The sequence below is a fragment of the Streptomyces sp. NPDC048696 genome, assembly GCF_043198895.1.
GTDB lineage: Bacteria > Actinomycetota > Actinomycetes > Streptomycetales > Streptomycetaceae > Streptomyces.
In genome coordinates, this window is record NZ_JBICVJ010000005.1 from 39,295 (window position 1) to 64,989 (window position 25,695).

Here is a 25,695-nt window from a genome sequence, read left to right on the forward strand (position 1 = left end):
TTGTCCGCCACCCGTGGGGCGGCCCCGTCCCCCGACCGCGGCCCCGCCTCACCGCGCCTGTAGCACCAGCAGCGCCAGGTCGTCCTCCGGCGGCTTCGCGCCGAACGCGTACACCGCTCGCTTGATCCGTTCGGCGATCCCCGACGCGGGCAGCCCGGCGCACTGGGCGAGCGCCGTCGCCAGGCCGTCCTCGTCGTCGAACATCCGCGAGCCGGAGCGCCGCTCGGTCACCCCGTCGGTGACGCACAGCAGGCTGTCGCCGGGCATCAGCCGGAAGCTCTCGCTCTCGTACGCCGCCCCCTCGACCACGCCGATCAGCACCTGCGGCACCGCCGCCGCCCGTACCGCGCCGTCGGGGCTCAGCAGCAGCGGCAGCGGGTGCCCGGCGCTGGCCAGGGTGCAGCGGGCGCCGCCGCCCTGGTCCTCGGGGACCGGCACCAGCTCCCCGTACAGGAGGGAGAGGAACCTGGCCTGCGGGCCCTCGGGCATCTCGTGGCCGCCCGCCGTCGCGACCATCCGGGCGGCCGCCTCCGCCGCCTCGACGCCGTCGTCGACGAGCAGCTTGTTGAGGCGGTCGAGCACGTCGTGCACCGCGTACCCCTCACGCGCCAGGAGCCGCAGCCACGGCCGCACCAGGCCCGTGACGACCGCCGCCTCCGGGCCGCTGCCCTGGACGTCGCCGAGCGCGAAGCACCAGCGGCCGTCGGCGCCCGGGAACAGGTCGTAGAAGTCGCCCCCGGCCACCCCTTCGCCGCTCGGCTGGTAGACCAGCGCGCTGTCGACCCCCGGGATCTCCGCCACGCCCGCGGGCAGCAGCCCGCGCTGGAGCACCCGGCTGATGGTGACCTGCCGGGTGTACTGGCGCGCGGCGCCGATCGCCAGCGCCACCCGGCGTACGAAGTCCTCGACCAGGCCGGTGACCTCGTCCGGGAGCCGCATCAGGCCGCCCCGGCCGAGCATGAGCACGCCCACCGACCGGCCGCCCGCCACCATCCGGTAGGCGAGCGCCGCCCCGTCGTCCTCGTCCGGGCACGGCCAGGGCATCGGCACCGGTCCGCCGCGCGCCGACTCCGGCAGCCGGGGCGGCTCCTTCTCCAGGGCCGCCCGCAGCTCCTCGATGCCGGACTCGCGGGCGTGCCAGACCCGGGCGAGGCGCGGCGAGCCCAGCGGTCCGCCTGCCTCCGGGTCGAGCCAGATCGCACACCAGTCGGCGAGCCGGGGCACCAGGAGCTGCCCGGCGAGCGCCGCGATCATGTCCTCGTCGAACTGGCCCGCCAGCAGGTCGGACGCCTCGGCGAGGAAGGACAGCGCGCCCCGGTTGACCCAGTCCCGGTCGTGCTCGGACGAGGTGCGCCGGGGCGCGTTGGTGAGTATCTCGGCGGCGCGCAGGCCGCGTTGGAGGCGCGCGTCGGACCCGGGGTCGTAGTGGCCGTCCCCGTCGCCCCCGTCGCCCTCGCCGTCCGCCACCAGCTCCAGGCGGGCCCATACGGTCTTCATGCCCGTGCGGTAGGTGATGCCCCAGCTCTCCGAGAGCGCCGCCACCAGGTGCAGGCCCCGGCCGTATTCGGGCGCTCCGGGCTCGCGCGGGGCGCGCGGCTCGTTGTGGACGGCCCTGGCGGGATGGTGGTCGGAGACCTCCAGGACCACCCCGCCGAGGTCGCCGCCGGCCGGCTGCTCCAGACGGCAGACCAGCTCGACCGTGGTGCCGGCGTGCACCACCGCGTTGGTGACGAGCTCGTTGACCAGTATCGCCGCGTCGTCCGCGAGCCGGTCGCCGAGCCGGGTCGCGCCGGGCAGGTCCTGGTCCGTCCAGTCGGCGAGCGCGGCCCGCACGAAGCGGCGGGCGGCGGACGGGGCGAGCGGGTTGCCGGGCAGGCTGGTGCGGGCGCAGGACCGGGCGCCGTACTCCGTCGCGTCGGGCGGAGCGGGTGAGTTCAGTAGGCGGTTCACGCTCTCCCGCTGCGTTGGAATGGATCCCACGGTGCGGCTCCTGACCGGTTCTCACAATGCGCCGCTTTGACACCGACAGAGTGACAGACTGAGCGTGCCCATAAGCGCCGAGTCACCGAAGTGGGCCGAGATGAAGCATGACAGTGCCGTGCCTCCTGATGAGGGCGACTGGATCCGCGCTCTGGAGCTGCGTCCGCTGCTGGCCGCGATGACCGCTCTGCGCGACGGCGACTTCCGCGTCCGGCTCCAGGAGACCCATGAGGGGATACCCGCGGAGCTCAACGCGATCTTCAATCAGATCGCCGTCCGCAACCAGCACTTCACGGACGAGCTGGCCCGGGTGCGCCGTGAGGTGGTCCGGCACGGGCACCTGGACGAGCGCCTCGCGGCCAGCCCCGGGCAGGGCGCCTGGACGGCCGGTGTGGCGAGCACCAACTCCCTGATCGACGCCCTGGTCGTACCGGCGGCGAACGCGACGCGCGTCCTGGACGCGGTGGCGGGCGGTGATCTGACCCAGCGGGTCGATCTGCACGACGGCAACCGGCAGTTGCGCGGCGATCTGCGCAGACTCGGCCGGGCCGTCAACAAGATGGTCGACCAGCTGTCGCTGTTCACGGGCGAGGTGACCCGGGTGGCGCGGGAGGTCGGCACCGAGGGGCGGCTCGGCGGGCGCGCCAAGGTGCAGGGGCTGAGCGGCAGTTGGCGCGATGTCACCGAGGCCGTCAACACCATGGCCGCGCGGCTGACCGCCCAGGTCCGCGACATCGCGGCGGTGACCACGGCCGTGGCGCGCGGCGATCTGACCCGTACGGTCACGGTCGAGGCGACCGGGGAGCTCCTGGAGCTGAAACTGACCGTCAACACGATGGTGGACCAGCTCTCCGCCTTCGCCGACGAGGTCACCCGCGTCGCCCGCGAAGTCGGCACCGAGGGGCGGCTCGGCGGGCGCGCCCAGGTCAGGGGCGTCTCCGGGGTCTGGAAGGACCTCACGGACAACGTCAACTTCATGGCGTCCAACCTCACCTCCCAGGTCCGCAACATCGCCCAGGTGACGACCGCCGTCGCCAACGGCGACCTCTCGCAGAAGATCACGGTGGACGCGCAGGGCGAGATCCTGGAGCTGAAGTCGACGATCAACACCATGGTCGACCAGCTCTCCGCCTTCGCCGACGAGGTCACCCGCGTCGCCCGCGAAGTCGGCACCGAAGGAAACCTCGGCGGGCGCGCCCAGGTCAGAGGCGTCTCCGGGGTCTGGAAGGACCTCACCGAGAACGTCAACTTCATGGCGGACAACCTGACCTCGCAGGTCCGCAACATCGCGCTCGTCTCGACCGCCGTAGCCCAGGGCGACCTCGGCAAGAAGATCACGGTCGAGGCGAAGGGCGAGATCCTGGGCCTGAAGTCGACGATCAACACGATGGTCGACCAGCTCTCCGCCTTCGCCGACGAAGTCACCCGCGTCGCCCGCGAAGTCGGCACCGAAGGAAACCTCGGCGGCCAGGCCCAGGTCAGAGGCGTCTCCGGGGTCTGGAAGGACCTCACGGACAACGTCAACTTCATGGCGTCCAACCTCACCTCCCAGGTCCGCAACATCGCCCAGGTGACGACCGCCGTCGCCAACGGCGACCTCTCCAAGAAGATCACGGTCGACGCGCGCGGCGAGATCCTGGAGCTCAAGGACACCGTCAACACGATGGTGGAGCAACTGCGCGCCTTCGCCGACGAGGTGACCAGGGTCGCCCGCGAGGTCGGCACCGACGGCCGCCTCGGCGGGCGCGCCCAGGTCCTCGGCGTCTCCGGCGTCTGGAAGGACCTGACCGACAACGTCAACTACATGGCGGACAACCTGACTTCCCAGGTCCGCAACATCGCCCAGGTGGCGACCGCGGTGGCTCAGGGCGACCTGTCGAAGAAGATCGACGTGGACGCGCGCGGCGAGATCCTGGAGCTCAAGACCACCATCAACACCATGGTCGACACGCTCTCCTCGTTCTCCTCCGAGGTCACCCGGGTCGCCCGCGAGGTCGGCTCGGAGGGCCAGCTGGGCGGTCAGGCCCGGGTCGAGGGCGTGTACGGGACGTGGAAGCGCCTGACGACCAACGTCAACGAGCTCGCGCTGAACCTCACCACCCAGGTCCGCGCGATCGCCGAGGTGGCCTCGGCCGTCGCCCAGGGCGACATGTCCCGCTCGATCACCGTGGAGACGCGCGGCGAGGTCTCCGAGCTGAAGGACAACATCAACCTGATGGTGTCCAACCTGCGCGAGACGACCCGCGCCAAGGACTGGCTGGAGTCCAACCTCGCCCGGCTCGCGGCTCTGATGCAGGGCCACCGCGACCTGATGGAGGTCGCCGACCTGATCCTGCGCGAGCTGACCCCCCTGGTGAACGCCCAGTACGGCGCGTTCTTCCTGGCCGACCCGGGGAACGAGGACACCCCCTCCCGTACGACGTCGACGACGAAGGGACTGGCGTTCATCGCGGGATACGGCTCCGCGCAGGGCGCGACCGTCGACACCACCGGCATGCCGGGCCACGGCCTGGTCCGCCAGGCTGCGCTGGAGAAGAAACGCATCCTCCTGGAAGAGGCCCCGCCGGACTACATCAAGATCAACTCCGGCCTCGGGGAGGCCTCCCCGGCCAGCGTCGTCATCATCCCGATCCTCTTCGAGGACAAGCTCCTCGGCGTGATCGAGCTCGCCTCGTTCTCCCGCTTCTCCGATGTCCACCTGGCGTTCTTCGACCAGTTCGTGAACACCATCGGCGTCGCCATCAACACCATCATCGCCAACTCCCGTACGGAATCGCTGCTCAGCGAGTCCCAGCGGCTCGCCGTGCAGCTCCAGGAGCGCTCCAACGAACTCCAGCGCCAGCAGGCCGAGCTGCAGCGCTCCAACGCCGCGCTGGAGGAGAAGGCCGCGCTGCTCGCCAGCAGCTCCCAGTACAAGTCGGAGTTCCTGGCGAACATGTCGCACGAGCTGCGCACCCCGCTCAACTCGCTGCTCATCCTGGCCCGGCTGCTCTCCGACAACCCGGACGGCCACCTCTCCGACCAGGAGGTCCAGTTCGCCACCACCATCCACCGCTCGGGCTCCGACCTGCTCCAGCTGATCAACGACATCCTGGACCTGTCGAAGATCGAGGCGGGCCGGATGGACGTACGCCCCAAGAAGCTCCCGCTCATCAAGGTGCTCGACTACGTCCATGCCACCTTCCGGCCCATCACCCTCGACCGGGGCCTCGCCTTCGAGGTGGCGGTCGGCGAGGACGTGCCGCGCGAGATGTACTCCGACGAGCAGCGGCTCCAGCAGATCCTGCGCAACCTCCTCTCCAACGCGATCAAGTTCACCTCCTCGGGCCGGGTCGAACTGCGCGTCAGCCGGATCAAGGACCCGGAGAACCGGCTGCTCGGCGGCTCCGACGACCTGATCGCCTTCGCGGTCCTCGACACGGGCATCGGCATCGCGCCGGAGAAACTCCCGGTGATCTTCGAGGCGTTCCAGCAGGCCGACGGCACCACCAACCGCAAGTACGGCGGCACCGGCCTCGGCCTGTCGATCAGCCGCGAGATCGCGGGCCTGCTCGGCGGCCGGATCATCGCGGAGAGCGAGCCGGGCGACGGCTCCACCTTCACCCTGTACGTGCCGGTGCTCTACCCCGGCCATCTGCCCGGCGAGCCCGACCAGCCCTCGGAGATCGACCTCCGGCCGTCCGACCGGCTCGCCGCCGACCAGCACCTGCCGCTGCCGGACGAGGACGACGACTGGCCCATCAGCACCAAGCTGGAGGAGTGGAAGCGCGGCCGGGCGGGCCAGGTCCTCCCGGGGCGCCGCGTGCTGATCGTCGACGACGACATCCGCAACGTGTTCGCCCTCACCCATGTGCTCGGCCGGGTCGGCATGCCCGTGCTCTACGCCGAGAACGGCCGCGAGGGGATCGAGACCCTGGAGCGCAACCCGGACGTCGAGCTCGTCCTGATGGACATCATGATGCCGGAGATGGACGGCTACGAGACGATCGAGGCCATCCGCCGCAGCCCGCTCTGGGCCGAGCTGCCGATCGTCGCCCTGACCGCGAAGGCGATGCCCGGCGACCGCGAGAAGTCGATCGCCCGGGGCGCCAACGAGTACGTGCCGAAGCCCGTCGACGTCGACCGGCTCCTCACCGTCGTCTGCGCCCTGCTGGACCCGGAGGGCGAGACCGGGGAACCGTGCATACCCTCTGTCCCGGAGCAGTCGGGCGGCACCGGGGAGTCCGCCGCCGCTCCAGAGACCACGTAAGGCGACACCATGATCACCCAGGCACCACCCGGCGACCGGGCGAGCATCCTGCTGGTCGACGACATGGAGGACAATCTGATCGCCTTGGAGGCCGTCCTCGGATCACTCAACGAACCGCTGGTACGGGCGCGTTCGGGCGAGGAGGCCATGAAGGCACTGCTGCGCCAGCAGTTCGCGGTGGTGCTGCTCGATGTGCGCATGCCGGGCATGGACGGCTTCGAGACGGCGACCAACATCAAGCGCCTGGACCAGACGAAGGACGTCCCGATCATCTTCCTGACCGGGACGGAGGGCGACAGCGGCTATGCGTTCCGGGGGTACGCCACGGGCGCGGCGGACTTCCTCGCCAAGCCGTTCGACCCCTGGGTGCTGCGGGCCAAGGTGAACGTGTTCCTCGAACTGCACCGCAAGAACCAGCAGTTGGAGCGGCTGCTCGACCACGAGCAGCGGCAGCTGGGCGAGATCATGCGCCAACTGGCCTCCATCGAGGAGGAGCTGGCCAAGGGCGACGGCCCGCCCGAGGTGGGCGAGCTGCGCCGCACCCTGGCGGCGATGGAGGAGCTGATAGGGGAGATGAGACGGCGGGGCCGCTGACGCTTGGCCGGGAGGCCGGTCATTCGGCTGCGGACCGTGCGAGGCGGTCCCCCTGCCCGAACGAAGTCGAGAGTCGGGGGAGATCGCACCCGCGCGGCGGAGCCGCACAGGTCACAGCCCGCGCCCCTCATGGGGCGCAAAGCCGCCGCCCCCGGCCCTCACGCCTCGCGCGAACCCGCGTACATCTCCTCGATGAGGTCCTTGTACTGGCGCTCGACGACCGGCCGCTTCAGCTTCAGGCTGGGCGTCAACTCGCCGTGCTCGACGTCGAGATCGCGCGGCAGCAGCCGGAACTGCTTGATGGTCTGCCAGCGCTGCAGGCCCTCGTTGAGCCGCTTCACATAGCCGTCGACGAGCTCCACCGTCTCGGGGCGGGCGACCACCTCGGCGTACGGGCCGGTGATGCCCTTCTCCTTGGCCCAGCCGAGGATCGCGGGCTCGTCCAGGGCGATCAGCGCGGTGCAGAAGTTCCGGTCGGCACCGTGCACCAGGATGTTGGAGACGAACGGGCAGACCGCCTTGAACTGGCCCTCGACCTCGGCGGGCGCCACGTACTTGCCGCCGGACGTCTTGATCAGGTCCTTCTTGCGGTCGGTGATCCGCAGATACCCGTCCGGGGAGAGCTCGCCGATGTCACCGGTGTGGAACCACCCGTCGGGCTCCAGGACTTCGGCGGTCTTCTCGGGCAGCTTGTGGTAGCCCTGCATGACGCCGGGGCTGCGCAGCAGGATCTCGCCGTCGTCGGCGATGCGCACCTCGGTGCCGGGCAGCGGCTTGCCGACCGTGCCGGTGCGGTAGGACTCGCCCGGGTTCACGAAGGAGGCGGCGCTGGTCTCGGTGAGCCCGTACCCCTCCAGGATGTGGATGCCGGCGCCGGAGAAGAAGAAGCCGATCTCGGGCGCGAGGGCTGCCGAGCCCGAGACGGCGGCGCGCAGCCGCCCGCCGAACGCCTCGCGGATCTTCGAGTACACCAGCGCGTCCGCGACCTTGTGCTTGGCGGCGAGGCCGAACGGCGCCGAAGGGCGGCCGGTGCGGCGGAAGTTGTCCTGGGTGACCTTGGCGTACTCGCGGGCCACCTCGGCCGCCCACTTGAAGATCTTGTACTTGGCGCCGCCGGCCTCCCGGGCCTTGGCGGCGACCCCGTTGTAGACCTTCTCGAAGATCCGGGGCACCGCCGCCATATAGGTCGGCTGGACCACCGGAAGATTCGTGATGATCTTGTCGACCCGGCCGTCGACGGCCGTGACGTGCCCGACCTCGATCTGCCCGGACGTGAGCACCTTGCCGAAGACGTGCGCGAGCGGCAGCCACAGGTACTGCACGTCCTCGCCGCTGATCAGGCCGGTCGCCGCGATGGCCTTCGCCATGTACGACCAGTTGTCCTGCGGCAGCCGCACGCCCTTGGGGCGGCCGGTCGTCCCGGAGGTGTAGATCAGCGTGGCCAGCTGGTCGGCGGTGATGGCAGCGATCCGCTCCTTGACCGCGTCCGGGTGCTTCTCCAGATACGCGGCGCCGCGCTCCTCCAGCTCGGCGAGGGTGATCACCCAGCCCTGCGGGTCGTCCTCGGCGGCCTCGACGCCCGCCGGGTCGATCACCACGACGTGGCGCAGCTCCGGAAGCTCGGCGCGGCGCTCGCGCGCCTTCGCCAGCTGGGCCGCGTCCTCGGCGATCAGCACCACGCTCTCGGAGTCGGCGAGCACGTACGCCGACTCCTCGGCGTTGGTCTGCGGGTAGATGGTGGTGGTCGCGCCGCCCGCGCACATCACCCCGAGGTCCGCCAGGATCCACTCGACCCGGGTGGAACAGGCCAGCGCGACGCGCTGCTCGGAGACGACCCCGAGATCGGCGAGCCCGGCGGCGATCGCGTAGACCCGTCCGGCCGCCTGGCCCCAGGTCAGCGACTTCCACTCGTCGGGGCCCGTGCCGTCCGCGGACGGCACCGGATGCCGGTAGGCCTCCAGGTCCGGGGTGGCCTCCACGCGCTGGACGAAGAGGGCCGCCACGGACGGTGGCCGATTCTCGATCAAGGTCTGTGTATCGCTCACGACGTCCTCCGGGCCGGCCTGCGGCAGGGCTGGGGCTGCTTCTTGTTCAGCCTGGGCTGCTTCTTGTTTAACTGGCGAGTAACCATCGGGCCGTGATCAGAGTAGAGCGCTCCCGGCCGCCGCGTAAGGGGCAGCGGAAGGTGGTTTCATAACGAACGGACCCCCACTCCGAGGAGCGGGGGTCCGTGATCCGACGAGGGGTGACTGGCCGGTAACAACAGCTGACGCCCTGTCGCCGACCGGCCCGGTCACCACGTCTGTTGCCTCTTCTTGTTACTTCTTCTTGCCGGCGGACTCGTCGCTGGACAGCACCGCGATGAAGGCCTCCTGCGGGACCTCCACGGAGCCGACCATCTTCATCCGCTTCTTGCCTTCCTTCTGCTTCTCCAGCAGCTTCCGCTTACGGGAGATGTCACCGCCGTAGCACTTGGCGAGGACGTCCTTGCGGATGGCGCGGATGGTCTCGCGGGCGATGACCCGGGAGCCGATCGCGGCCTGGATCGGCACCTCGAAGGCCTGCCTCGGGATGAGCTCGCGCAGCTTGGCGACGAGCCGCACACCGTAGGCGTAGGCGGCGTCCTTGTGGGTGACGGCGGAGAAGGCGTCGACCTTGTCGCCGTGCAGCAGGATGTCGACCTTGACCAGGCTCGCGGACTGCTCGCCGGTGGGCTCGTAGTCGAGGGAGGCGTAGCCGCGGGTCTTGGACTTCAGCTGGTCGAAGAAGTCGAAGACGATCTCGGCGAGCGGCAGCGTGTAGCGGATCTCGACGCGGTCCTCGGAGAGGTAGTCCATGCCGATGAGCGTGCCGCGGCGGGTCTGGCAGAGCTCCATGATCGCGCCGATGAACTCGCTGGGCGCGAGGATCGTGGCGCGCACGACCGGCTCGTACACGTCCGAGATCTTGCCCTCGGGGAACTCGCTCGGGTTGGTGACGGTGACCTCGTTGCCGTCCTCCAGGACGACGCGGTAGACCACGTTGGGCGCGGTGGCGATCAGGTCGAGCCCGAACTCGCGCTCCAGGCGCTCACGGATCACGTCGAGGTGCAGCAGGCCGAGGAAGCCGACGCGGAAGCCGAAGCCGAGCGCGGCCGAGGTCTCCGGCTCGTACACCAGCGCGGCGTCGTTGAGCTGGAGCTTGTCCAGCGCCTCGCGCAGATCCGGGTACTCGGACCCGTCCAGCGGATACAGACCCGAGAAGACCATCGGCTTCGGGTCCTTGTAACCGCCGAGGGCCTCGGTCGCACCCTTGTTGAGGGAGGTGATGGTGTCACCCACCTTGGACTGGCGGACGTCCTTCACACCGGTGATGAGGTAGCCCACCTCGCCGACCCCGAGGCCGTCGGACGGCGTCATCTCGGGCGAGGAGACACCGATCTCCAGCAGCTCGTGCGTCGCCCCGGTGGACATCATCCGGATCCGCTCGCGCTTGTTGAGCTGCCCGTCGACCACACGTACGTACGTCACGACACCGCGGTACGAGTCGTACACCGAGTCGAAGATCATCGCGCGGGCCGGGGCGTCGGCCACGCCGACGGGCGCGGGCACGTCGCGCACGACCCGGTCGAGCAGCGCGTCCACGCCGACACCGGTCTTCGCGGACACCTTGAGCACGTCCTCCGGCTGGCAGCCGATGAGGTTCGCGAGCTCCTCGGAGAACTTCTCCGGCTGGGCGGCCGGAAGGTCGATCTTGTTCAGGACGGGAACGATGGTGAGGTCGTTCTCCATGGCGAGGTAGAGGTTCGCCAGCGTCTGCGCCTCGATGCCCTGGGCGGCGTCGACGAGCAGGACGGTCCCCTCACAGGCGGCGAGCGACCGCGACACCTCGTACGTGAAGTCCACGTGCCCCGGGGTGTCGATCATGTTCAGGATGTGCGTGTTGCCCTGACCGGGTCCCTCGGTGGGGGCCCAGGGCAGCCGCACGGCCTGGCTCTTGATCGTGATGCCGCGCTCGCGCTCGATGTCCATACGGTCGAGGTACTGAGCACGCATCTGCCGCTGCTCGACCACACCGGTCAGCTGGAGCATCCGGTCGGCAAGGGTCGACTTGCCGTGGTCGATGTGCGCGATGATGCAGAAATTGCGGATCAGAGCCGGGTCGGTACGGCTCGGCTCGGGCACGTTGGTAGGAGTCGCGGGCACGCAGGGTCCTGATTCTTGAGACGCGGGGCGTCTCGTCTCGGGCGATGTCGGATCGATACGTAGCCCCTATCGTCCCATGGGAACGGGACTGCGCTCGGTTTGGGCCGCCATGAGGACGGCTGGTAACCTGGGCAGCTGTGCCTCGTCTGCCCTCTCAGCGGCGAGTGTCACACCCATCTGATTCATCGAACCTGAAAAGGCTCTTTCGTGGCGAACATCAAGTCCCAGATCAAGCGGAACAAGACCAACGAGAAGGCGCGCCTGCGCAACAAGGCCGTCAAGTCCGAGGTCAAGACCGCGGTCCGCAAGGCCCGTGAGGCTGTCCTGGCCGGCGACGTCGAGGCGGCCACCACGGCTGTCCGCGCCGCCTCCAAGAAGCTGGACAAGGCCGTCAGCAAGGGTGTCATCCACAAGAACGCCGCCGCCAACAAGAAGTCGGCGCTGGCCACCAAGGTTGCCGCCCTCCAGGCCTGACCTGACTGACCGACCGGCCTCCGGTCGGCCACCTGGTCCACTCGGGCCACTTGATTGTCCACCGGAAGGGACCCAGCGGGCCCTCTCATCCGCTCCCTCCCGGTACCCAGCACCACCGCCGCACGCGGCCTGCGTTCGCCACGCGGGTGCGGCGCTCAGTTTGATTGTTTGAACGGAAACCCCGTTCCTGCCCTCCTTGGGGGTGGGGGCGGGGTTTTTGCGTGGGGGCGGTGGGGGCGGGTGTCGTTGCCGGGGGTGGGGGCGCCCAGGGCCGGGGGGGCCGAGGCGGGGTGCAGAGGCGCAGCCCCGTTCACCACCCACCCACCACAGCCGGTGTCTAGGGGCGAAGCCACGAGAGCCGGGGCTCGCGGGCGCAGCCCCGAGGCGGGGGTCCGGGGCGCAGCCCCGAGGCGGGGGTCCGGGGCGCAGGCCCGAGGCGGGGCGCAGGGGCCGCAGGCCCCGCGAAGGGGGTCCGGGGGCGCAGCCCCCGGGAAAACCACCTCCACCCGCACCCAGCCGCCCGCAGGGCTTTAGGGAAGGGGCGGGGTGGGGCAACAGCTCAGCGCCGAGCCCGCGCCGCCCGCGCCACCACCACAACCGCCTTCTCCAGGGCGTACTCAGGATCGTCCCCCCCGCCCTTCACCCCCGCATCCGCCTCAGCCACAGCCCGCAAAGCGACGGCGACCCCATCCGGCGTCCACCCCCGCATCTGCTGCCGCACCCGATCGATCTTCCACGGCGGCATCCCCAGCTCCCGAGCAAGATCGGCCGGCCGCCCACCCCGAGCCGACGAAAGCTTCCCGATCGCCCGCACCCCCTGAGCCAGCGCACTAGTGATCATCACCGGCGCGACCCCGGTCGACAGCGACCAGCGCAACGCCTCCAGCGCCTCCGCGGCCCGCCCCTCCACCGCCCGGTCCGCGACCGTGAAGCTCGACGCCTCCGCCCGCCCGGTGTAGTAGCGCCCGACGACCGCCTCGTCGATCGTCCCCGCCACGTCCGCGCACAGCTGCGACACCGCCGACGCCAGCTCCCGCAGATCGCTGCCGATCGAGTCGACCAGCGCCTGGCACGCCTCGGGCGTCGCCGAGCGCCCCAGCGCCCGGAACTCCGACCGCACGAACGTCAGCCGCTCCGCCGGCTTCGTCGTCTTGGGACACGCGACCTCCCGCGCCCCCGCCTTGCGCGCCGCGTCAAGGAGCCCCTTGCCCTTGGCGCCGCCCGCGTGCAGCAGTACGAGCGTGATCTCCTCGGCGGGCGCCTCGAAGTACGCCTTCACATCCTTGATCGTGTCCGCCGACAGATCCTGTGAGTTGCGTACGACCACGACCTTGCGCTCGGCGAACAGCGAAGGGCTGGTCAGCTCGGCCAGCGTGCCGGGCTGCAGCTGATCGGAGGTGAGGTCGCGCACATCGGTGTCCGCGTCGGCGGCCCGGGCGGCCGCCACGACCTGCTGCACGGCGCGGTCGAGCAGCAGGTCCTCCTGGCCCACGGCGAGCGTGAGCGGGGCGAGCGGATCGTCGGTGGAATTCTTCCTGGTGGCCATCGCCGTCCAGCATCCCACGCCCCACTGACAGCCCCCGGCGCCCGCCCCGGCGGCCGTTCCCCGGCACCCCGCCCCGTATCGGAGAATGTCCAGGTGAGCGATGTGACCCGACACGTACTCGTACTGCCCGACCGCGACGCCGCCGACGAGGTGGCCCAGGAACTCCCCGCCCGCTTCGCCGTGGCCGAGGAGCCCCAGCTCGTACGCGACGCCCTGGCCGGCGAGGACGACGCCGAGGACGCCCAGTGGCTGGTCGTCATCGAGGACCCGACCGCCCGCCTGGACCCGGCGGCCCTCAACGAACTGGCCGAGGAATACGAGGGCTGGCTGGAAACCCCGTAGCCGTTCGGGGGGCGAAGGGGCGAGGTCGGAGGGGCGGCCGTGGGGCTCAGGCCGCCTTGACCGAACGCTTGGGCACATCCTGCACGTCCTGCACGTCCAGGTCGACGGAGATCGACGACCCGGTGCACGAAGCGGTCGCTGACGGAGAGGCCCGAATTGCTACCCCCGGTTACCCGCGCGCACCCCGCCCTCCTCCCGTCATGGACCACGCCCCATCGGCACCGCCCGAAGCCCGCTGCCCGTCCCCGTCACGGCGATCGCGCCATCCATGTCCGTACGCAGCACCCTCGCCCCGGCCGCGCCGAGCAGGGCGACGGTGTCGGGTGCCGGATGGCCGTACCGGTTGCCCCGGCCCACCGAGATGAGCGCCAGCCGTGGCCGCACCGCCCTCAGCAGCGCCGGATCCTGGTGGGCCGAGCCATGATGGGCCACCTTGAGAACATCCACCGGCGGCAACTCCGGATGATCCCGCAACAAGGCCTGCTGAGCGGGCGGTTCAAGGTCTCCCGGTAACAGCAGGGTCAGCCCTCCGGCCCGTACGAGCAACGTGACACTGGCGTTGTTCGGCCCGTCCAGCACGGGGTCGAGGCGGGTGGCACCGATGCCGTTCGGCGACTTCGGCCCGCCCCGCGGGTTCGGCTCACCCCGCGGGTTCGGCGAGCTCGTCATGTTCGCCGCCCCGACAGGTGGCACCCCGACCTGTGGACTCCCAACCTGTGGCATCCCGACCGGCGGTGGCAGGGCCGCCGGTGACAGGGCCGGTCGCGACAGGGCCGCCGGTGACAGGGCCGGTCGCGACAGGGCCGCCGGTGACAGGGCCGGTCGGGACAGGGCTGGCGGTGGCAAGGGCGGCGGTGGCCACAGCACCTGCCAGGACAGTCCGCCCACCGCACGCCGCTCCCCCGGCTCCGCCGACACGACCGGCACGCCCGCCCGCGCGGCGACCCTCCGTACGAACCGGGCTTGTTCCGGCGGTTCTTCGAACGTCGTCGTCTCGATCACCCCGACCGCCCGGCCGCGCAACACCCCGGGCAGCCCTGCCACATGGTCGGCATGGAAGTGCGTGAGCAGGAGGAGGGGAATCCGGGTGACGCCCAGGGCCCGCAGACACCGGTCGGCCGGAGCGGGGTCGGGTCCCGTGTCGACCACCACCGCCGTACCCTCCCCCGCCGCCAAGACCGTGGCGTCGCCCTGCCCCACATCGCACATCGCATAGCTCCAGCCCGGCGGCGGCCACCCGGTGACGATCCTGGTCAGCGGCGCGGGCCGCACGACCGCGAGCAGCACCAGGAGCGCACACAGCGCGGCCGCCCATGGATGGCGCGGCAGTCGACGCGCCAGGAACACCCCGCCGACCGTCACCCCGGCGAGCAACAGCCCTCCGCCCCAGCCGCCCGGCCACCCCGTCTGCGCCCCCGGCAACGCGGCCCCGGCCCGCGCGATCGTCGCGATCCACCCCGTCGGCCACCCCGCACACCAGGCCAGCAACTCGGCGACCGGCATCGCGACCGGTGCCACGGCCAGGGCCGCGAACCCCAGCACGGTCGCCGGGGCCACCGCGAGCTCCGCCAGCAGATTGCACGGGACGGCGACCAGACTCACCCGCGCCGCGAACACCGCCACCACGGGCGCGCACACCAACTGCGCCGCGCCCGCCGCCGCCAGCACCTCCGCGAGCCCACGCGGCACCCCGCGCCGTCGCAGCGCCTCACCCCACCCCGGGGCGACGGTGAGCAGCGCTCCCGTGGCCAGGACGGAGAGCACAAAGCCATAACTGCGCGCCAGCTCCGGCGAGTACAGCACCAGGAGCAGTACGGCGGCGGCCAGTGCCGGGATCAGCGATCTGCGCCGACCCGTACCGATCGCGAGCAGGGTGACCAGTCCGCAGGCCGCCGCACGCAGCACGCTCGGGTCCGGTCGGCACACCACCACGAATGCGAGGGTGATCACCCCACCGAGCAGCGCCGTCGCACGCAGCGGGATGCCGAGGCGCGGGGCCAAGCCGCCCCGCTCGGCCAGCGACGCCCGGCCGGGCGAGCCGATGAGCAGCGCCAGGACGATCACCAGGTTGCTGCCCGACACCGCCATCAGATGCGTGAGGTCGGTCGCCTCGAAGGCGTCCCGCAGCTCGGGCGTGATCTGCGTGGTGTCGCCGACGACCAGCCCGGGCAGCAGCGCCCGGGCATCCGGGCTCAGCCCGTCGGCCGCCTTCCGCAACCCGGCCCGCAGCCCACCCGCCGTGCGTTGCAAGGCGGTTGGCTCCCCCACCACCTCCGGCACCGCCCGCTCGGGCACCCTCAGCACGGCCGCCACCGAGTCGTTGCCCGACGCCGGCGGAGCGAGCCGGGCGGACAGACGCAGCCGCGTCGAGGGCAGCAGCCCCTGCCACGGCTTCGGGGCGATCACCAGCACGGGCGTCCGCAGCCGCTGGCCCCCGCCGTGCGCTCCGACGACCCGGGTGACCTCCCCCTGAAGTACCACGGACCCGGCACCCCTCGTCCGCCCCCGCACCGGCCTCGGGTCCGAGGTGGTGGTCAACTCGACGGTGACGGGCGCGTATTGCCGCGCCAGTCCGGGAATCGGACCTTGCCGCGCCTGCGCCACATGAAGCGCCCCAGAGACGGCACCGGCCGCCGAGCACAACAACACGGCCGCGACGGCGACACGGTTCACCCACCAGGGCCCGGCTCTGGCGGCCGGGGACACGGGGACGGGCACGGAGGGGGCAGTGGGGGCGAGTAGTCGAGCCCCGCCGGACGCCGTGGCGAGTGGTCGAGCACTGCCGATCGCCGGAGCGAGTCGTCGAGGACCGTCGGCCGCCGGAGCGAGTGGTCGAGCACCGTCGGCCGCCCCGGCCTCCGCACCGTGCCGCCCACGCGAAGTACCGTGCCACCGCCAGCGAATCGCGGGTGTCAGCAACAGCCCAGCCGCCACCAGGCAGAACGCCAGCCCCCACATCACCCACTCCGCCGGGGCGTTCATCGCCACTGCGGCAGCCAGCCACGCCCCGACGGCAGGCGGGACGAGGCGCAGGTCGGCCGGGCCCTCCTGATAGGGGTTGGCGGCGCCGAGCCGGTGGCCCGAGTCGGCGTGGACCGCCGGGCGGTTCACAGCCGCACCAACGACTGGAGGTCCGCGAACCGGCGGTCGCCGATCCCGTTCACCTGGCGCAGCTCGCCCACGGACCGGAAACCACCGTGCTGAAGGCGGTAGTCGACGATGTGCTGGGCGAGCACCGGCCCCACACCGGGCAGGGCGTCCAGCTGATCCACCGATGCGGAGTTCAGGCTGACCGGCCCGCTCGTCGCCGCACCCGCCCCGGCGCTGCCACCGCCTCCGGAGACCGCTCCAGGTGACGTTCCGGTCCCCCCCGACCGCCATTCCGGGCACCACACCGGGCACCCCCACGACCACCTGCTCGCCGTCCATGAGCACGCGTGCCCGGTTGAGCCCCGTGGTGTCCACCCCGTCCCGCACCCCGCCCGCCGCGTCCAGCGCGTCGGCGACCCGCGATCCGGTCGGCAGCCGGTGGATCCCCGGCCGCCGTACCTTGCCGCTGACGTCGACGACGATGCCTCCGCCGGGAGAGGGCGCGGGTACCCCACTCGGCCCGGCCCCCACCGCCGGGCTCGGCGACCGCCCCGGGCCCGTCGACCGCGCCGGCGATGAGGACGGCACGGGCCCGACCACTCGCTCCGGCGCCCGCACGGGCTCGGGCCTCCCCGTCCAGAACTGCTGCACGGCCAACCCCACGGCCACGATCAGCACCACGCTCAGCGCGGCGAGACTCTTCGGCGTGAGCCCGCACCGCACCTGCACCCAGACGGGCAGCCGTTCCCGTAACGCCGTCCACATCCGCTCCCGCACTCCTGGGAAAGGAACGAAAGTCGAGCCGGTGGAAGACGGTGCCGGACCCGGTGGCGGATCGGCGACGGACCGGGCCACCGGCGGGAGGATCCCAGGCGCCGCCTCCCCCGGAGTCGGCGCCTGGGGCGGAGTCGGGGGCGGCGCGGTCGACGCCGAGGGCTCACTCGGCGACGGCTCAGTCTGCGACGACGCCGGGAACAGCGTCTCCGCCCGCCGCCGTGCGGCCACTGTGATGGAGGCCTGGACCTCGGCGCCGCGTCCGCGACGGCCGTGACCATGGCGGACACGGCCGTCCGAACCCGGAGCTCGGCCCGGCCCGCTCGTTGCGCTGCGTGGTGATCGGATAGCCATGCCACGAAACGCTAGGCACCTTCGGCCGACCCCGCTGAGCAGGCCCGATTCCCGTGGAAAACTTGCCAGTTGTGGATAACTCCCTCACCCGGGAGAGTGACGCAGTCCCGCACGGATCACCACGACGAGATCACTTCGACGATCGGCGCGACGGCCACCACCGCCGCCGCCACCCCGCCGCCACGACGGCCACCACCGCCACGATCAGCGCGGCGACACCACCGCGCCCAGCAGCCCCGGCCCCGTGTGCGCCCCGATCACCGCGCCGACCTCGCTCACATGCAGGTCCACAAGCCCCGGCACCCGCTCCCGCAGCCTTTCCGCGAGCGCCGCGGCGCGGTCCGGCGCCGCGAGATGGTGCACGGCGATGTCCACCCGGCTCGACCCGGCCCGGTCGACGACGATCTCCTCAAGCCGGGCAATGGCCTTCGAGGCCGTACGTACCTTCTCCAGCATCTCGATCCGGCCGCCCTCCAGCTGGAGCAGCGGCTTGACCGCGAGCGCCGAACCGAACAGCGCCTGTGCCGCGCCGATACGGCCGCCCCGGCGCAGATACTCCAGCGTGTCCACGTAGAAGAAGGCGGACGTGCCGCCCGCGCGCTTCTCGGCCGCCGCCACCGCCTCGTCGAGCGTGCCGCCCGCCTCGGCGATCTCCGCGGCCGCCAACGCGCAGAAGCCCAGCGCCATCGCGACCATCCCGGTGTCCACCACCCGTACCGGCACGGGGGCGCTCTTCGCGGCCAGCACGGCGGCGTCGTAGGTCCCCGAGAACTCGGCCGAGAGGTGCAGCGAGACGATCCCGGCGGCGCCCGCGTCGGCGGCGGCCCGATAGGCCGCGGCGAACACTTCGGGGCTCGGCCGCGAGGTGGTCACCGAGCGGCGTTTCTGCAGCGCCAGGGCGAGGGAGCGGGCGGAGATCTCGGTGCCCTCCTCCAGCGCCTGATCGCCGAGGACCACGGTCAGCGGCACCGCGGTGATGCCGTGCCGCTCCATCGTCTGCGGCGGCAGGTAGGCCGTTGAATCGGTGACGATCGCGACATGGCGGGACATGAGCGGGAGGTTACCCGCCAGGGCCGCCGCGCGGCAGCCCGGCCCCGGTCCAATGATCGGTTCGGGTGGACGGATGATCGGTTCCAGCGTCCGTCCCGACGTACGCGCGCACCCGCCGGCGCGTGCCGACCGCTCGGCCTCCGGCGCCCGCCCGCCGCTCAGTTCGTCGTCTCGGGCCGGGCCGTCTTCTGCCATGGGTACACGGGCGCGGGCCCGGCCGCGGCGATCGCCTGCGGGGCGTCGGCCACTGTGGCGGACTCCGGCCACTTCCGGTCGGCCTGCCCGCCGGACGTGTCCGTCGTCGCCGAGGTGGTCGGGCCCTTCGTCGCCCAGTCCCGCAGCGCGCCCGACTCGACCTCGATCTCCGCGCTGAGCGAGGCCAGGTCGTCGTCGGCGAACTGCCGGGCCCGGTCCCGCACCGCCCAGCGCAGCGAGTCCGCCGCGTGCGTGATCCGCTCCGTGCGCTCGCGCAGCTCCGGCATGCGCTCGGCCATGCGCCGCTTGTCGGGCTCGCGCTCAAGGCGCTTGAGCTCGTCGTCCAGCTCGTGGCCGTGGCCGCTCAGCCGCTCGAACAGGCGCAGCGACTCCTTCAGGGACTCGTCCTGCTCCACGCGCGCGTGGAGCGAGTCCTGGGTGGTGCGCATCGAGGTGCGCAGCGTGAGCCGCAGCTGGGCCAGTTCGCCCGCCACACCGACCTGGCCCATGCTCTTGGCCCGCAGCGTCGTGTCCTCGACCGCCTTGCGGGCCTGGGTGACCGTGCGCTCCACGCCCCGCTTGGCGGCGCCGACCGCCTTCACGGTCAGGTAGGCGCCCAGCACGACGAAGGCGACGAACATCAGCGCCAGGATCGCGATCGCGGCTTCCATGAACGTCCCCTCGGTGTCAGCTGTCTTCCCTCCACCGTAAACGGAACGGGCAGGTTGGGGGTTCCCCGGGAACCCCCAACCTGCCCGTAGGGGAAACCCCCGGTACGGCCGCGCGTCAGGCGGTGACGATGTTCACCAGCTTCGGCGCCCGCACGATGACCTTGCGGATGTCGGCGCCGCCCAGGGCCGCCACGACGGCCTCGTCGGCCAGCGCCAGCTTCTCCAGCTCCTCGTCGGAGATGGCCGGCGGGATCTCCAGGCGCGCCTTGACCTTGCCCTTGATCTGCACGACGCAGGTCACGGTCTCGTCCACGACGTACGCGGGGTCGGCGACCGGGAAGTCCTGGTGGACGACCGAGTCCTGGTGGCCCAGCTTGCGCCACAGCTCCTCGGCGATGTGCGGGGCCAGCGGCGCCACCAGCAGCACCAGGCGCTCGGCGACCGAGCGCGACAGCGGGCCGCCCGCCTTGGTCAGGTGGTTGTTCAGCTCGGTGATCTTGGCGATGGCGGTGTTGAAGCGCATCTCCGCCAGGTCGCCGCCGGCACCGTCGATCGCCTTGTGCAGGGCACGCAGCGTCGCCTCGTCCGGCTCGGCGTCGGTGACCGTGGCCTCGCCGGTCGTCTCGTCGACGATGTTGCGCCACAGCCGCTGCAGCAGCCGGTACTGGCCGACCACCGCGCGCGTGTCCCACGGCCGCGACACGTCCAGCGGACCCATGGCCATCTCGTACAGGCGCAGGGTGTCCGCGCCGTACTCGGCGCAGATCTCGTCCGGAGTGACCGCGTTCTTCAGGGACTTGCCCATCTTGCCCAGCTCGCGCTTGACCGGCTCGCCCTCGAAGAAGAACTTCCCGTCGCGCTCCTCGACCTCGGCGGCCGGTACCGGGAAGCCGCGGCTGTCCCGGTAGACGTACGCCTGGATCATGCCCTGGTTGTACAGCTTGTGGAACGGCTCGGCCGACGAGACGTGGCCCAGGTCGAACAGGACCTTCGACCAGAAGCGCGCGTACAGCAGGTGCAGCACGGCGTGCTCGGCGCCGCCGACGTACAGGTCGACGCCGCCGTGCGGCTGGCCCTCGCGCGGGCCCATCCAGTACTGCTCGATGGCCGGGTCGACCAGCTTCTCGCTGTTGTGCGGGTCCAGGTAGCGCAGCTCGTACCAGCAGGAACCGGCCCAGTTGGGCATGGTGTTGGTCTCGCGGCGGTACTTCTTGGGGCCCGCGCCGTCGCCCAGGTCCAGGGTGACGTCGACCCACTCCTCGTTGCGGGAGAGCGGGGTCTCCGGCGAGGTGTCCGCGTCGTCCGGGTCGAAGGTGCGCGGCGAGTAGTCCTCGACCTCCGGCAGCTCCAGCGGCAGCATCGACTCGGGCAGCGGGTGCGCCACGCCGTCCTCGTCGTAGACGATCGGGAAGGGCTCGCCCCAGTAGCGCTGGCGGCTGAACAGCCAGTCGCGCAGCCGGAAGTTGACGGTGCCCTCGCCGATGCCGCGCTGCGACAGCCACTCGGTGATCTTCACCTTGGCGTCGGTGACACCGAGGCCGTCCAGGGAGATGTCCGCGCCGGACGAGTTGACGATCTTCGCGTCGTACGAGGCGAAGGCGTCGTCCCAGGTCGAGGCGTCGGTGCCGCGGTCGTCCGACGGCTCGACGACACAGCGCATCGGCAGCTCGAAGGCGCGCGCGAAGGCGAAGTCGCGGACGTCGTGCGCCGGGACGGCCATGATCGCGCCGGTGCCGTAGCCCATCAGCACGTAGTCGGCGATGAAGACGGGGACCTTGGTGCCGCTGACCGGGTTGATCGCGTACGCGCCGGTGAAGACGCCGGTCTTCTCCTTGGCGTCGGCCTGGCGCTCGACCTCCGACTTGGACGCGGCGAACGCGCGGTACTTGGCGACGGCCTCGGCCGGGTTGGCGTGGCCGCCCGTCCACACCTCGTGCGTGCCCTCGGGCCAGGCGGCCGGGACGATGGCGTCGACCAGCTCGTGCTCGGGCGCCAGCACCATGTAGGTGGCGCCGAACAGGGTGTCCTGGCGGGTGGTGAAGACCGTGATGCTGTCGGCGCCGCCGGTGACGGTGTCGACGGCGAAGTCCACGCGCGCGCCCTCGGAGCGGCCGATCCAGTTGCGCTGCTGGAGCTTGATCGCCTCGGGCCAGTCCAGCGCCTCCAGGTCGTCCAGCAGACGGTCGGCGTAAGCGGTGATGCGCATGTTCCACTGGCGCAGCTTCGCCTTGAAGACGGGGAAGTTGCCGCGCTCGGACCGGCCGTCGCCGGTGACCTCCTCGTTGGCCAGCACGGTGCCCAGGCCCGGGCACCAGTTGACCGGCGCGTCCGAGGCGTACGCCAGGCGGTAGCCGCCCAGGACGTCGGAGCGCTCGGCGGCGCTGAGCTCGCTCCACGCGCGCGTACCGGGAGCCTGACGCTCACCGCTCTCGAACTGCGCGACCAGCTCGGCGATCGGACGGGCCCTCTTCGCCTCGTCGTCGTACCAGGAGTTGAAGATCTGCAGGAAGATCCACTGGGTCCACTTGTAGTAGTCCGGGTCGATCGTCGCGAAGGAGCGGCGCTTGTCGTAGCCCAGGCCCAGCCGGCGCAGCTGCGCCTTCATGTTCTCCATGTTGGCCTCGGTGGACACGCGCGGGTGCGTGCCGGTCTGCACCGCGTACTGCTCGGCGGGCAGGCCGAAGGCGTCGAAGCCCAGCGTGTGCAGCACGTTGTGGCCGGTCATGCGCTGGTGGCGGGCGAAGACGTCGGTGGCGATGTAGCCGAGCGGGTGGCCCACGTGCAGACCCGCGCCCGAGGGGTACGGGAACATGTCCATGATGAACTTCTTGGGCCGCGCGACGACCGCGGGGTCACCGGCCAGGTCGCCGCTGGGGTTCGGCGCCGCGTAGGTGCCGTCGGCGTCCCAGAAGTCCTGCCAGCGTGCCTCGATGTCAGCGGCCATGGCGGCCGTGTAGCGGTGCGGCGCGGCCGACTCTGCGGCAGCGGTGTTCGTCTCGCTCATGATCCTTAAAGCTCCATCGATCGTCTCTGCCAGCGGCTGCGACATTCACCAAACGAAAAAGCCCCTCGCACAGGAGGGGACGCCGCGCCGATTCCGGCCGGCTCTTCATCGGTCGGGACTGATCAGCGCGGCTCGCTAAGCAGAAGGCGTACGGCACGCATGGCGTCAGGGTACCGCAGGCCCCGCACGGACCGCACAGAGTAGTCGCGGGGCGCCTCAACGACCCCAGCCGGATGAGGTTACTCCGCGTACCGCCCTCTTCTGGGGCAACCAATCAAACGCCGTACCCCTCGGTATGGGGCGACCTAGCATGCGGCCACGGGACCACTTTGCTGAACCTTTCGGAGTCGCCCCATGAACCCTCACAGTCCCCGCTCAACGCTGAAACTGAACATCCCGTCCCTTAAGGGACGGTTGAAAGGAGGGATGTCCGGCGCTCTTCTGATCGCCTCGGTGGTGCTCATACCGGTGGTGGGCGCTCTCTCGGGCGGCGCGTTCCGGGCCGCCCTGGACTTCACCACCGGCGTCCTGTCCCTGGTCACGCTGTCGTCCTCGATCGCCTGGGGCCTGCTCGCCACCGACCGGCTGTTCCTGTCGATCCGCCAGCGCCTGGTCGCCCAGGCCATCCACCGCGCGACCGCCGTGTCCTCCATCGGCTTCCTCCTGGTGCACGTCACCGTGAAGATCGCGAACGGCCACACGTGCCTGCTCGGCGCCCTGATCCCCTTCGGGCTCGGCGTCTCCGGCTCCGACGCACTGATCGGTCTGGGCTCGCTCGCCGCCCTCCTCATGGTCGCCACCGCCGCCACGGGCGCGCTGCGCAGCGCCTTCGCCAACCCCGACCGGGTCGCCGGCCACTGGCGCGCGGTGCACATGCTGGCCTACCCGGCCTGGTGCTTCGCCCTGGTCCACGGCCTCTACGCGGGCCGTCCGGCGGCCGGCTGGGTCGTCACCCTGTACAGCCTCTCGCTGGCCGGTGTGGCCGGCGCCCTGGTCGTCCGCTCGCTGCCGCGCCCCGTCCAGCGCCGCATCGCCCGGCGGCTCGCCCCGCTCCTCGCGCGCGTGGAGAGCGCCCAGGCCGTCGCCCCGGACGCCTCGACCCCGCAGCCGCACCCGGCGGACCCCGCCTCGCCCCGCTACGAGGCACCCGCGCCGCATCCGTACCCGGCGGACGCCTTCGCGAGCGACCCCTTCGCGAACGGCTCCTTCTCGGCCGACCCCCTCACGGCCGACCCGTACGAGAGCGCGCAGCTGTACGACGCGGGGCAGCCGCGTGCCGTGCCCGGGCAGCCGAAGCCGGCCACCGGCATCTCGGCCGCCTACCGCGCGGTCTCGCTGGCGCCCGCCCCGCCGCAGTACGCCCCGAGCTGGCCGACGCCCACCCCGCGTCCGCCGGAGAACATGCCGGTCCACGAGAACGGCTTCAGCGGCATGGGCGGCTTCGACGAGACGGCACCGCTTCCCACCGTCCCCTACGGGGACAGTGGCCCCCTGTTCGAGAACCCTTCCGGGCCGCCTCCCGAGTACGCAGCGCCACAGCCCGAACCGTCCCCGCAGCCCAGCCCGTTCCACCAGCCCGTCGCCGGTGAGCCCTGGCACAGCCCCGCAGGAGATCGCCCGTGAACGTGCCCCTGCCCGACGTCCCCGAGGTGCGCGTCGTCGGACTGCCGCAGCTCACCGCCGGGTTCGACCTGGTCGAACGGCTCGGCCTCGACATGCATCTGAAGGTGCACGGCCCGCTGGAACCGGTGCCCGGCGAGCGCCTGGCCCAGCTGGCCGAGGAGATCTCCCTCAACGGCCGCGGCGGCGCCGGGTTCCCGTTCGCCCGCAAGCTGCGGGCGGTCGCCAAGTCCGCGATCCGCCGGGGGGTGCGCCCGGTCGTCGTGGTCAACGCGAGCGAGGGCGAGCCCGCCTGCCGCAAGGACACGGTGCTGGTGAACCGGGCCCCGCACCTGGTCCTCGACGGCGCCCTGCTGGCCGCCGAGGCGCTGGGCGCGCGCACGCTGGTCGTCGCCGTGACCCGCGACTCCACGGAGGCGTCCATCCGCGCGGCCTTCGCCGAGCGCGGGCTCGCCGACCGGCGCGGCACCGCGCTGCGCGCGCGCGTGGTGCGCACCCCGGAGCGGATGGTCTCGGGCGAGGCCTCGTCCGTGATCCGGGCCGCGGGCGGCGGCCCCGCGCTGCCGCCGGGGCGCAAGGTGCGCGCCTCGGACACCGGCATCGGCGGCGCGCCGACGCTGCTGTCGAACGCGGAGACGTACGCGCAGCTCGCCGTGGCCGCCCGGGTCGGCCCGCGCCGCTACAGCCACCACGGGCTGCCCACCGAGCCCGGCACGGTCCTGCTCACGCTCTCCGGGGCGGTCGCCCGCCCGATGGTGGTGGAGGTCCCGACCGGCGTGCCGCTGCGGTACGTACTGCAGCTGGCCGGTGCGCCGCCGGTGCCCCAGGGAGTGCTGACCGGCGGCTACCACGGGAGCTGGCTGGACGCGGCGGCCGCCCATGACGCGGTGGTCTCGCGGGACTCGCTGGCGGCTCTCGGCGGGGCGCTGGGCGCGGGCGCGATCTTGCCGATCGGGCCGGAGACGTGCCCGCTGGGCGAGTCGCTGCGGATCGCCACCTGGCTGGCCGCCGAGACCTCCGGCCAGTGCGGCCCCTGCCGGCTCGGTCTGCCGGCCGCCGCGGGCGGTCTGGCGGATGTGCTCAACGGCGGCGGCCCGGCCGCCCTGGAGGCGCTGCGCGAGGTCACCGGGGCGGTCAAGGGGCGCGGCGCGTGCAAGCACCCGGACGGCTCGGCCCGTTTCCTGACGTCGACCGTCAACGCCTTCACCGACGACCTGGCGGCGCACGTCCTGGCGGGCGGCTGCGGCCGCCCGACGCTGGGCCTGCTGCCGCTGCCGGGCGACGGCTACGCCGAGGAGGGCATCCCCAGCGGCGAGAAGGTGCTGGTCGACTGGACGCTCTGCCAGGGCCACGGGCTGTGCGCGGACCTCATCCCGGAGCTGATCCGGCTGGGCGCCGACGGCTATCCGGCGGTGGCCGACGCCACTGTCCCGATGCATCTGCGCGGGCGCGCGCAACGTGCCGTGCGCCGGTGCCCCGCGCTGGCACTCCGTATCGAGCAGGCGCCCGCCGCCATGCCCGCCCTGCCCGCCCCCGCCCGCAAGGCCCTGGGCAGCGGCCGTAGTTGA

General features: G+C 71.8%; 15 protein-coding genes and 1 pseudogene. 6 read left to right on the forward strand and 10 right to left on the reverse strand.

The genetic code is table 11. From position 1 onward, the window contains the following. Nucleotides 1–48: 48 nt before the first annotated feature. A complete protein-coding gene (locus ACGFRG_RS11870; protein WP_393263345.1) occupies nucleotides 49–1,980 on the reverse strand; it encodes a SpoIIE family protein phosphatase in 1,932 nt (643 codons plus the stop codon). Between the two features lie 178 nt (nucleotides 1,981–2,158). On the opposite strand from ACGFRG_RS11870, the gene ACGFRG_RS11875 reads away from it, so the two are divergent. Together ACGFRG_RS11875 and ACGFRG_RS11880 are read left to right on the forward strand one after the other, a co-directional pair. Further along, a complete protein-coding gene (locus ACGFRG_RS11875) occupies nucleotides 2,159–6,229 on the forward strand; it encodes a HAMP domain-containing protein (RefSeq protein ID WP_361430106.1) in 4,071 nt (1,356 codons plus the stop codon). 9 nt (nucleotides 6,230–6,238) lie between these two features. After that, nucleotides 6,239–6,823: a two-component system response regulator gene (locus ACGFRG_RS11880; RefSeq protein WP_393263347.1), complete on the forward strand. Its 585-nt coding sequence runs from the start codon at nucleotides 6,239–6,241 to the stop codon at nucleotides 6,821–6,823. 158 nt (nucleotides 6,824–6,981) lie between these two features. Here the strand turns inward: ACGFRG_RS11880 and ACGFRG_RS11885 are convergent, their stop codons facing one another. Continuing rightward, nucleotides 6,982–8,868 (reverse strand): AMP-dependent synthetase/ligase, encoded by a 1,887-nt coding sequence (locus tag ACGFRG_RS11885; RefSeq protein ID WP_393263349.1) that lies wholly within the window; start codon nucleotides 8,866–8,868, stop codon nucleotides 6,982–6,984. A gap of 273 nt (nucleotides 8,869–9,141) precedes the next feature. Further along, nucleotides 9,142–11,007 carry a translation elongation factor 4 gene (lepA, locus tag ACGFRG_RS11890; RefSeq protein ID WP_361430062.1) on the reverse strand — a complete coding sequence of 622 codons (1,866 nt, stop codon included), beginning with the start codon at nucleotides 11,005–11,007 and terminating at the stop codon, nucleotides 9,142–9,144. 207 nt (nucleotides 11,008–11,214) lie between these two features. On the opposite strand from lepA, the gene rpsT reads away from it, so the two are divergent. After that, nucleotides 11,215–11,481 (forward strand): 30S ribosomal protein S20, encoded by a 267-nt coding sequence (rpsT, locus tag ACGFRG_RS11895; protein ID WP_188278044.1) that lies wholly within the window; start codon nucleotides 11,215–11,217, stop codon nucleotides 11,479–11,481. Nucleotides 11,482–12,040: 559 nt separating this feature from the next. Here rpsT and holA read toward each other — a convergent pair. Further along, nucleotides 12,041–13,027: a DNA polymerase III subunit delta gene (holA, locus tag ACGFRG_RS11900; protein ID WP_393263351.1), complete on the reverse strand. Its 987-nt coding sequence runs from the start codon at nucleotides 13,025–13,027 to the stop codon at nucleotides 12,041–12,043. 93 nt (nucleotides 13,028–13,120) lie between these two features. On the opposite strand from holA, the gene ACGFRG_RS11905 reads away from it, so the two are divergent. Continuing rightward, a complete protein-coding gene (locus ACGFRG_RS11905; RefSeq protein WP_361430059.1) occupies nucleotides 13,121–13,369 on the forward strand; it encodes a hypothetical protein in 249 nt (82 codons plus the stop codon). Nucleotides 13,370–13,567: 198 nt separating this feature from the next. On the opposite strand, the gene ACGFRG_RS11910 is transcribed toward ACGFRG_RS11905, so the two are convergent. From ACGFRG_RS11910 to leuS, 6 genes and pseudogenes are all read right to left on the reverse strand, one after another. Continuing rightward, nucleotides 13,568–16,351: a ComEC/Rec2 family competence protein gene (locus ACGFRG_RS11910; protein WP_393263753.1), complete on the reverse strand. Its 2,784-nt coding sequence runs from the start codon at nucleotides 16,349–16,351 to the stop codon at nucleotides 13,568–13,570. A 125-nt stretch (nucleotides 16,352–16,476) separates the two neighbouring features. Further along, the gene (locus tag ACGFRG_RS11915; protein ID WP_393263755.1) at nucleotides 16,477–16,641 is read right to left on the reverse strand and encodes a ComEA family DNA-binding protein; all 165 of its coding nucleotides are present in this window, start codon (nucleotides 16,639–16,641) and stop codon (nucleotides 16,477–16,479) included. A gap of 196 nt (nucleotides 16,642–16,837) precedes the next feature. Next, nucleotides 16,838–17,587 (reverse strand): annotated as a pseudogene (locus tag ACGFRG_RS11920) (SLBB domain-containing protein); the annotation flags it as partial. A 204-nt stretch (nucleotides 17,588–17,791) separates the two neighbouring features. Further along, nucleotides 17,792–18,637, reverse strand: a complete 846-nt coding sequence (locus ACGFRG_RS11925) for a DegV family protein (protein WP_361430056.1) — start codon at nucleotides 18,635–18,637, stop codon at nucleotides 17,792–17,794. Nucleotides 18,638–18,795: 158 nt separating this feature from the next. After that, the gene (locus tag ACGFRG_RS11930) at nucleotides 18,796–19,503 is read right to left on the reverse strand and encodes a hypothetical protein (RefSeq protein ID WP_393263354.1); all 708 of its coding nucleotides are present in this window, start codon (nucleotides 19,501–19,503) and stop codon (nucleotides 18,796–18,798) included. A gap of 115 nt (nucleotides 19,504–19,618) precedes the next feature. Then, nucleotides 19,619–22,507 (reverse strand): leucine--tRNA ligase, encoded by a 2,889-nt coding sequence (gene leuS, locus ACGFRG_RS11935; protein WP_393263356.1) that lies wholly within the window; start codon nucleotides 22,505–22,507, stop codon nucleotides 19,619–19,621. 426 nt (nucleotides 22,508–22,933) lie between these two features. Between leuS and ACGFRG_RS11940 the strand changes: the two genes are divergently transcribed. Then, nucleotides 22,934–24,130: a hypothetical protein gene (locus ACGFRG_RS11940; protein WP_393263358.1), complete on the forward strand. Its 1,197-nt coding sequence runs from the start codon at nucleotides 22,934–22,936 to the stop codon at nucleotides 24,128–24,130. After that, entirely contained in the window at nucleotides 24,127–25,695 is a 1,569-nt protein-coding gene (locus ACGFRG_RS11945) for a ferredoxin (protein WP_361430049.1), read from the forward strand. The genes ACGFRG_RS11940 and ACGFRG_RS11945 overlap by 4 nt, the downstream gene beginning before the upstream one ends.

Excerpts from the sequence above, each read along its gene's own strand:
- ACGFRG_RS11875 (WP_361430106.1), top strand. The coding sequence starts at position 2,159 with ATGACCGCTCTGCGCGACGGCGACTTCCGCGTCCGGCTCCAGGAGACC.
- ACGFRG_RS11880 (WP_393263347.1), top strand. The coding sequence starts at position 6,239 with ATGATCACCCAGGCACCACCCGGCGACCGGGCGAGCATCCTGCTGGTC.
- holA (WP_393263351.1), bottom strand. The coding sequence starts at position 13,027 with ATGGCCACCAGGAAGAATTCCACCGACGATCCGCTCGCCCCGCTCACG.
- ACGFRG_RS11910 (WP_393263753.1), bottom strand. The coding sequence starts at position 16,351 with ATGAACGCCCCGGCGGAGTGGGTGATGTGGGGGCTGGCGTTCTGCCTG.
- ACGFRG_RS11925 (WP_361430056.1), bottom strand. The coding sequence starts at position 18,637 with ATGTCCCGCCATGTCGCGATCGTCACCGATTCAACGGCCTACCTGCCG.
- ACGFRG_RS11930 (WP_393263354.1), bottom strand. The coding sequence starts at position 19,503 with ATGGAAGCCGCGATCGCGATCCTGGCGCTGATGTTCGTCGCCTTCGTC.
- leuS (WP_393263356.1), bottom strand. The coding sequence starts at position 22,507 with ATGAGCGAGACGAACACCGCTGCCGCAGAGTCGGCCGCGCCGCACCGC.
- ACGFRG_RS11940 (WP_393263358.1), top strand. The coding sequence starts at position 22,934 with ATGTCCGGCGCTCTTCTGATCGCCTCGGTGGTGCTCATACCGGTGGTG.